Here is a 3,716-nt window from a genome sequence, read left to right as displayed (position 1 = left end):
GGCCAGGGGCTAACCCCGCTAACAAAACATCAGCGGGGAAACGCTGTAGATAAATATATGGGACACCGTGTTCCATGACTAGGAATATGAGCCCTTGCTGTTGTTTTGGTTTTCATATGGGCTTGTATTGGTTGGTGTTGTTTGCTGCTGTGAAGAGTTTATTATAATAAGGTGGGGGCTGAGGACACCTCCAAAGAAACCCGGGATACAGGGTCTCAGAATACCCCTCAACACCCCTAAGCCCGATGAAGGGGTAACACAGCCAACATAAACTTAATATCAGACCCTGAACCCCTAAGAACTGACCTCCTCGCCCTGAAGAGCGGGGGAATTCCCTGCATCTATTCGGGGGCTGCATCTTTCATCTATGGGGTAGTCGAGAGGGCAAGCCATATTAAGGTAAATGATCTGGAAAAGAATATTAGAGAGGTATATTGCCATGTTTCTTGGGTATCATGCCTAGGAATTCTTCCCTCTTATTCTTTAAAGCCTTAAGCGCCTCATATATCTTCAACCTTGTTAAGGCTGGATCTATTATATCATCTATGTATCCCAGCTCGGCAGCTCTAAACGGGTTTGCGAATGCCTCCCTATACTCAGCCAGCTTCTTTCGTGCAAGCTCCTCGGGGTCAGGTGCCTGGGATAACTCCTTCCTATAGAGTATTCTTATAGCTCCCTCGGGCCCCATTACCGCTATCTCTGCTGTAGGCCATGCTAGGTTTATATCGCTTTCCAGTGAGAGGCTACCCATAGCTATGTAGGCTCCTCCATAGGCCTTCCTCATAACCAGTGTTATCTTTGGTACTGTCGCCTCCGAGTACGCATATAATACCTTTGCGCCATGCCTTATTATACCACCATGCTCCTGATCTACTCCAGGCATAAAGCCTGGTGTATCTACTAGTGTCACTATTGGTATGTTGAATGAATCACAGAATCTAACGAATCTAGCTATTTTATTGCTTGCATCTATATCTATTACGCCAGCATTCACAGCTGGCTGATTGGCGACTATACCAATAGTGTACCCGCCTATCCTGCCAAATCCTACAACCGCTGATCTACCGTAGTGTTCATGCACCTCTAGGAAGTCGCCTTCATCAACAAGTAAGCTAATAACCTTCTTGACATCAAAGGATTTAACAGGGTCTGTTGGCACAATCTCATAGATCTCATCTATTCTTCTATCTACAGGATCCTCCGTTTGAATGAAGGGTGGTTCCTCCATGTTATTGCTGGGGAGATATGAGAGGAGCTTCCTGACTAAGGCCAATGCTGAGTCTTCATCCTCGGTGATAAAGTGTGCTACACCGCTTGTTGATGCATGGATATTAGCTCCGCCAAGCTGCTCAAATGTTACATCGACGCCAAGTGCAGCTTTAACTACTTCTGGACCAGTTATAAACATGTATGACGACTTAACCATTATAACGAAATCCATGAGTGCTGGACTATAGGCAGCAGCACCGGCACATGGCCCCATTATAACGGCTATCTGTGGTATCACCCCACTGGCTTTTACATTGGCATTAAATATCCTACCGCATCCGTGAAGCGATCCAACGCCCTCCTGTATGCGGGCTCCACCGGAGTCGTATAATCCTATCACCGGTGCGCCTGTCTTGATGGCTAGCTCGATTAGCCTAGCTATTTTCTCACCATGTGCTTCGCCTATGCTTCCACCTAGAACCGTGAAATCCTGGGCATAAACGTAAACCAGTCTCTTATCGATCACACCGTAACCTGTTACAACTCCATCGCCATAATATTTGAGTTTATCCAGACCGAAATATGTTGATCTATGCGTCCTCATCCACTGTAGCTCAGCGAAGGAGTCGGGATCAAGTAACCTGTTTAACCTATCCCTTACCCACAGCTTACCTTTCTGTCGTTGCTGTTCAATCTTATCCCTGCCGCCGCCCTCTATGGATTTCTCCCTGTACTCATTCACCTTTCTCAATAAGTCCTCGTGACTCACTACCTCCACCTTTTCAACACTGATACCACTGCTATGGTGCTTACACCACCTATGTTATGTGTTAGAGCCGTTGCTGGGGTACTGGCCTTAAACCCTGGAAAGTCTCCGCGTAACTGCATCACTGATTCAACAACCTGGTATATGCCTGTCGCGCCAACTGGGTGTCCCCTCGCCTTTAATCCACCGCTAAAGTTCACCTCGGGCTTATCACCTTTCTGGAAACGCCCCTCCTTGAATAGCTTAGGTGCCTCTCCTTTCGGTGCGAAGCCTATGTCCTCTAATGCTGCATAGCCAGTTATATGGAATGCATCGTGTATCTCGGCGTAATCTATATCTTTGAGGCTTAATCCAGCCATTTTCAACGCTTCCTGTGCCGCCTTGACAGTGGATTCCATTACAAGTATATTATTTCTCGATGCCAGGTCAACGCTGTCCGTAGCCATGCCTATCCCGGCCAGCTCTACAAGTGTATCTCTACCAGTCGACTTCGCTATCTCGCGTGCCTTCTCCTCTCCCCTTACAAGGAGCACGGCAGCTGCTCCATCACCCAGCGGGGCTGCATGGAATAATCTTATCGGGTCAGCGATCATGGGGCTTTCAAGTATCTCCTTCATACTTGTTTTCCTAGGTAGTTGTGCATATGGATTATAGCTGGCATATTCATGCATTTTAAGAGGCCAGTGTGATAAATCCTCCTCGCTATAACCAAACAACTGCATATATAGCCTGGCGATCATCGCATTTAGCCCTGTAAATGAAGCACCGTAGAAAACCTCAAAGTCAGCATCAGCTGCCTGGGCTAATGCACGAGTAACATATGGTGTTGTAGCCTCTGTCTGCTTCTCGATACCTCCGACAGCGACTACATCAGTTATTCCAGCCTTGACCATCGCGTAGCCTGCATACAGGGCTGCCCCACCACTGCCACATGCAGCCTCGACCTTGAATGCCGGTATTCCTCTTAAACCAGCGTAATCTGCTAGTAAAGCACCCAAGCTATCCTGGTTCATTAAAACACTCGACATCATGTTGCCTACTACAAGCGCCTTTGGCTTAACTCCTCCAGCGTCCTCGATAGCCTTCCATAGTGCCTGGGAGAAAAGCTCTCTAGCGGATTGCTCGTAAAACCTGCTAATCTTGGTCATGCCAACTCCGACTATGAATACACTATCCATTTCTAATCGCACCCTAAGATAGACATGCATTGCCTTGATAGAATAAATTATACAGCAATTATTTAAACACTCTGGACTGAACAAGAAGCGTCCCGAGGGGTGGAGTCTCCTCATCATTATCGGTACTGGAGTCTCCGGCCATCTATATAAAACAATATATTGTTTCAGACGGTATTAAAGAATTTACCTGGGCTGGCTTACCGGGGAATCGTTGAAAAACATGGATTGAGTTTTATATTATGGATGTACTGCCTAGCCTAGTAGTTCACGAGTTTAGCTTCATAGAGTTGGTTGAGAGCCATTACTAATGGCTCAATTACATCCTTAACGTCTATCTGGGCCTCCTTACTTATTGATTCAGCCAGCTCATTCACTGTGTGCTCGCCATCACACATTACCCATATATAATATGCCAGAGGTGAGAGTTCGTATACTTCTTCCTCGCTTAATGCAACATAGAATTTCTCCTGCTCCTCTCCCAGGAACTCTCCCTGTCTAACCGGCTTGACATCCTTCAACTCGTTGAACCTATTAATTGCTTCCTCATGTCCTGGATGATCGTG

At 46.7% G+C, this 3,716-nt stretch carries 3 protein-coding genes; all 3 read right to left on the bottom strand.

Annotated elements, in window-relative coordinates:
* Positions 1-421: 421 nt before the first annotated feature.
* Positions 422-1,978, bottom strand: coding sequence for an acyl-CoA carboxylase subunit beta (locus ACP5N5_RS06170; RefSeq protein ID WP_428134000.1), 1,557 nt, complete (start codon positions 1,976-1,978; stop codon positions 422-424).
* Positions 1,978-3,153 (bottom strand): thiolase domain-containing protein, encoded by a 1,176-nt coding sequence (locus ACP5N5_RS06165; protein ID WP_428133998.1) that lies wholly within the window; start codon positions 3,151-3,153, stop codon positions 1,978-1,980. Before ACP5N5_RS06165 ends, ACP5N5_RS06170 begins: the two co-directional genes overlap by 1 nt.
* Before the next feature lie 257 nt (positions 3,154-3,410).
* On the bottom strand, positions 3,411-3,716 hold a 306-nt coding region (locus ACP5N5_RS06160; protein WP_428133995.1), incomplete at its 5' end, for a PqqD family protein.

Source organism: Desulfurococcus sp., assembly GCF_049970475.1.
GTDB classification, from domain to species: Archaea; Thermoproteota; Thermoprotei_A; order Sulfolobales; family Desulfurococcaceae; genus Desulfurococcus; species Desulfurococcus amylolyticus.
This window is presented reverse-complemented; position numbering and strand designations above follow the sequence as displayed.

Coding starts and splice junctions, on each gene's coding strand:
- ACP5N5_RS06165 (WP_428133998.1), bottom strand. CDS start 3,153: ATGGATAGTGTATTCATAGTCGGAGTTGGCATGACCAAGATTAGCAGG.